This window comes from Streptomyces sp. NPDC055078 (assembly GCF_053607985.1).
Map to the genome: position 1 here is coordinate 1,564 of NZ_JBSGUP010000499.1, position 4,583 is coordinate 6,146.

Annotated in this window: 5 protein-coding genes; 2 read left to right on the forward strand and 3 right to left on the reverse strand. The window is 72.0% G+C overall.

Annotation, left to right across the window (positions count from 1 at the left end):
• Together ACWF94_RS30365 and ACWF94_RS30370 are read left to right on the forward strand one after the other, a co-directional pair.
• On the forward strand, positions 1–339 hold a 339-nt coding region (locus ACWF94_RS30365), incomplete at its 5' end, for a bifunctional 4-hydroxy-2-oxoglutarate aldolase/2-dehydro-3-deoxy-phosphogluconate aldolase (RefSeq protein WP_453495562.1).
• Positions 340–469: 130 nt separating this feature from the next.
• Positions 470–1,138, forward strand: a complete 669-nt coding sequence (locus ACWF94_RS30370) for a hydrolase (protein ID WP_453495565.1) — start codon at positions 470–472, stop codon at positions 1,136–1,138.
• A gap of 165 nt (positions 1,139–1,303) precedes the next feature.
• On the opposite strand, the gene lysA is transcribed toward ACWF94_RS30370, so the two are convergent.
• The 3 genes from lysA to ACWF94_RS30385 form a co-directional block, all read right to left on the reverse strand.
• Complete coding sequence (gene lysA / locus ACWF94_RS30375) at positions 1,304–2,686, reverse strand: diaminopimelate decarboxylase (RefSeq protein ID WP_453495568.1); 1,383 nt, start codon at positions 2,684–2,686, stop codon at positions 1,304–1,306.
• Between the two features lie 108 nt (positions 2,687–2,794).
• Entirely contained in the window at positions 2,795–3,229 is a 435-nt protein-coding gene (locus ACWF94_RS30380) for an SAV_915 family protein (protein WP_453495571.1), read from the reverse strand.
• Positions 3,230–3,562: 333 nt separating this feature from the next.
• A complete protein-coding gene (locus ACWF94_RS30385) occupies positions 3,563–4,207 on the reverse strand; it encodes a LysE family translocator (RefSeq protein ID WP_453495574.1) in 645 nt (214 codons plus the stop codon).
• Positions 4,208–4,583: the final 376 nt, after the last annotated feature.

The following is a 4,583-nucleotide window of genomic DNA, read 5'->3' on the forward strand; positions in this document are numbered from 1 at the left end:
TCCCTGCACCCCGAGGTGATCGTCTGCGGTCATCGCTACGGCGCGACCGTCATCCCGGGCGTCGACAGCCCGACCGAGGCGATCGAGGCACTCGCGGCCGGGGCGGACGCCGTCAAGCTCTTCCCCGCCGGCCGCTGGACCCCCAAGACCTTCCGCGATATGCGCGCCGCCCTCCCGCAGATCCCCTTCGTCCCGACCGGCGGGATCACGCCCGATACGGCCCCCGAGTGGATCTCCTCCGGCGCGGTCGCCGTCGGCATGGGTGCCGCGCTGACGGCCGGCACCCCGGCGGAGGCCACAGCACGTGTATCGGCCCTGGTCAGGGCCCTGAGTAACTGACCACCGCCGCGAGGGTGCGCACCCGGGCCGCCGCGCCGCCCATGATCAGCGGCGGCGCGGCCCCGGCTTTCGCGGTCGCGGGCCGGGGGCCATGATGAAGGTACGTCCAGACTCTTTCTGGAGGTCGCCCATGCGCAGCACCCCTCCCCGCGAGGCCGCGTCCGACCAGTTGCTGGCCCCGGGAAACTCCGCCCTGATCCTCATCGACTACCAGCGGCCACAGATCTCCACGGTCCGCTCGATCTATACGGGCGATCTGATCAACAACGTGGTCGCACTCGCTCGGACGGCCCGGACCTTCGGGCTGCCGATCGTGCTGTCCACGGTCAATGTCTCCACCGGCATCAACCCCGACACCATCCCGGAGCTGCGGGCGGTCCTGCCGGGTGTCCCCTCCATCGACCGCACCTCCATCAACTCCTGGGAGGACGAGGACTTCGTGGCGGCGGTGCACGCCACCGGCCGCCGAAAACTGATCATCGGGGCGCTGTGGACAGAGGCGTGTCTGCTGTTCCCGACCCTGGACGCGCTGGCCGATGGCTACGAGGTCTACCCCGTCGTCGACGCGCTCGGCGGCACCACCCGCGAGGCGCACGACGCCGCGATGGCACGGATCCAGCAGGCGGGGGCCCGGCCCACGAGCTGGAACTCCGTGGCCTGTGAACTCCAGCGGGACTGGAACCGGAGCGACACCGTCGAGGGCTTCCGGCAGAACACCATCGACCACCACGACGCCTGGGGCTGGTACCTCGCCATCGAGGCGGACGCCGCGGAAGCGGCCGGCCGCGCGGAGTCATGACGCCCACCCGGCGCGAAGCCGCCCGCCATCCCCGTCGCGGTCATCGACGCGAACCGCACTGACACAGATCGTCAACGACACAGATCGTCAACTGATCGGCTCGCACGGAGCCGGTCGCTGTGCTGGTCCTGTGTAGCGGTCAGAGACCGACGTCCCGGGAGCCGGTCAGAGACCGACGTCCCGGGAGCGGTGGTCGTCGAACGTCTCCCGGCGCATCAGCAGCCGCGACCGCTCCCGGGACACCGCCACCACCGGCGGCCGGCCCGTCAGGTCGTAGCCCGAGGCCATCGATACGTGGTACGCCCCCGACGCGGGCACCGCCAGCACATCGCCTGGCCGCAGATCCTCGGGCAGCTCCACCGACTCGGCGAGCACATCGCCCGCCTCGCAGTGCCGGCCGACCACCGTCGTCGCCCGCATCGGCGCGGCCGATGAGCGGCCCACCATCCGGACGGTGTACCGCGCTCCATAGAGCGCGGGCCGCGGATTGTCGCTCATCCCGCCGTCGACGGCCGCGAAGAACCGGCCGCCCGAACGCTTCACGGCCAGCACCCGGTAGAGCGCGATCCCCGCCGGGGCCATGATCGAACGGCCGGGCTCGACGGTCAGCCGGGGCTGCGGGAAGTCGAACTCCGCGCAGCGGCGCACCAGTTCGTCGTGGATACGGCGGCCGTACGCGGCCGGTGACGGCGCCGGGTCCCCGGGCAGATACGCCACGGCGAAGCCGCCGCCCAGATCGAGTTCGGGCAGGGTGATCCCATAGCGGTCGCGGATGCCCGCCATGAACGCGATCATCCGCCGGACACAGCGCGCGTACGGCTCCGGGGAGGCGATCTGGGTGCCGAGGTGGCAGTGCGGCCCGATCAGTTCCAGCTGCGGCTGGCCGAGGATGCGGGCCACCGCCTCCTCGGCTTCCCCACCGTCGATGGCGAGGCCGAACCGTGGCGAGCCCGCACCCGTACGGATCGACCGCTCGCCGCCCGCGTCGACGCCCGGCAGCACCCGCACCATCACCTGCTGGGCCTCCGGACCCGGCACCTGGGACGCGAGCCGGGCGATCTCGCAGGCCGAGTCGATCACGATCCGGCCGACGCCGAACCGCAGCGCGGTCCGCAGATCGTGCGGCGACTTGGCGTTGCCGTGCAGCACGATCCGCTCGGCGGGGAAGCCCCGGGTGGCGGCGAGTTCGAGTTCACCCGCCGAGCACACATCGAGTCCGAGGCCCTCCTGCGCCAGCCAGTCCACCACCGCCCGGGACAGAAACGCCTTGGCCGCGTACACCACCTCCGCGTCGGGCAGCGCGCGCCGCCAGGCGCGGGCGCGGGTACGGACCTCGTCCTCGTCGAGGACGTAGACGGGTGTGCCGTACCGCTCGGCGATCTCGGTGAGCGGCACACCACCCACCGCGACGTCCCCGCCCGGAGCCAGGACGGCCGATGCGGGCCACACCGAGGGGACCGCCAACCCGGGAATCGCGGGGCCCGCGGGTAGCGGGGCTATCGCCGGTATCGCGGGTATCGACACGGGTGCCGCCGGTACAGCCGTCATCCGTACACCTCTTCCGTTCGTTTCTTCCCGTTCGTTGCCTGAGGGCGCCCGAGGGTGCCAGGGGATGTCAGTCGTACCGACGGGCTCCGGGTGAGCGCGCGGCGCGCGTCAGTCGAGGAAGGCGTGGACGGCGCTGACCGCCGTCCAGACAGCGGCGGCAGCGCCTGTCACCCGCAGCGCCCTCAGGGCCTCCGGGTGCCGGCGGCGCGCACAGGGCGCCGCGGGGGTGTGATGCTTCCCCGGTACCGGGGAGGGGGCCGTGAGCTGCGGATTCACCGTCACCGTGGTCACTCCCAGCGGTTCGGCGAGCGTACGCAGCGCGGGTTCCGCAAGTCTGATCCACGGCTGTCGCTCACCGAGGACGGCGATCAGCCGCTCTCTGCTGGTGAATCCGACGGCGGTGCGCACCCCGAGTGGTGTGCGCATGAAGCGCAGATGATGTCCTCCGGCAGAGCCGAGCCGAACCGGCACGAACAGGGGCCCTGCCGGGCGGAGTTCGTCGGGGTCGGCGGTGTCCGCTTCCGCACGGGTGAGGGTGTCCATGGTGTCCTCCGCTGGGGAGCCGCTGGGAATGTCTCCGGGCGAGTCGAGCGCCGCCCTTGCTCACCTGCCGAAGCTATGCCCGGCCCGGGGCGGATCAGCGGTTCCATGACGCACCGCTGATCGTCCGGGGCCGGTATTTGACGCGCTCCTAGCGGATCTGACGGCGTGAAGTGGCCGGCGTCACGCTGTACCCCACACTGTTACTCCGCGCCGTACCCCGCACTGTTACTCCGCGCCGGACCTCCTCCGGACCCCGCTGGATCTCCTCCGGACCCGTCGGCCGGGCAGGGCCGGAACGCCCGCGACCCGGTCCGGCACCCGGAGCCGTACGGGTCAGTCCGTACGGCCCGTCGCCGCCACCGTCACACCCAGCCCGATCATCGCGAACCCGCCCGCCCCGCCCACCAGCGACAGCCTGCGGTCCGAGCGGGCGAACCAGCCTCGGGCCGCCGCCGCGCCGAGCCCCCAGAGCGTGTCGGTGATCAGCCCGATACCGATGGGCACCAGGCCGAGCAGCAGCATCTGCACGGGCAGGTTCCCGGCCGAGTGGTCCACGAACTGCGGCAGCACCGCCGCGAAGAAGACCACACCCTTGGGGTTGGTGGCCCCCACCAGCACCCCGTCCGCCACGGTGCGCGCGTCTCCCCGCGCGGGAGCGGCGGGCCCGCGCAGCGTGGAGATCCTCATGTCCCCGCGGTGCCGGAACGCCTGCACCCCGAGGAACACCAGATAGGCCGCCCCCGCCAGCTTCACCGCCATGAACACGGCGGCTGACCCCGCCACCAGCGACCCGACGCCGAGCGCGACGGCCACCACCAGCACGTACGACCCGATGACATTGCCGACGGCCGTGGCGATCGCGGTACGGCGGCCGTGCGCGAGGGCCCGGCCGATCACGAAGAGGACGCTGGGGCCGGGGATCACAATCACGAGCAGGGACATCGCGGCGAAGGCGAACATGCGGTCGATCGACACCATCGCCTCATTCAACCTCTCCCCGCCAACAGCGCGCCAGAGCCACGACAACCCCACCGATGTGCGCCGGAGGATCCGAGCATTTTCACCCCCGTCTGGGGGTCCCGCCCAGGCGGAGCCCTGGGGGAGTTTGCGGCGCCCACGAGGATCCGAGCATTTTCACCCCCGTCTGGGGGTCCCGCCCAGGCGGAGCCCTGGGGGAGTTTGCGGCGCCCACGAGGACCCGGGCCTATTCACCCCCGTCTGGGGGTCCCACCCAGGCGGAGCCCTGGGGGAGTTTGCGGCGCCCTGGCGGACTCGGGCTCATTCAGCCCCGCCGGCGTTTGAGGCGCTCTGGCGGACCCGAGCATATTCAGCCCCGCCGGCGTTTGAGGCGCTC

Bases quoted from the DNA above. Each gene is read 5' to 3' on its own strand.
- ACWF94_RS30370 (WP_453495565.1), top strand. From the start codon at position 470: ATGCGCAGCACCCCTCCCCGCGAGGCCGCGTCCGACCAGTTGCTGGCC.
- lysA (WP_453495568.1), bottom strand. From the start codon at position 2,686: ATGACGGCTGTACCGGCGGCACCCGTGTCGATACCCGCGATACCGGCG.
- ACWF94_RS30380 (WP_453495571.1), bottom strand. From the start codon at position 3,229: ATGGACACCCTCACCCGTGCGGAAGCGGACACCGCCGACCCCGACGAA.
- ACWF94_RS30385 (WP_453495574.1), bottom strand. From the start codon at position 4,207: ATGGTGTCGATCGACCGCATGTTCGCCTTCGCCGCGATGTCCCTGCTC.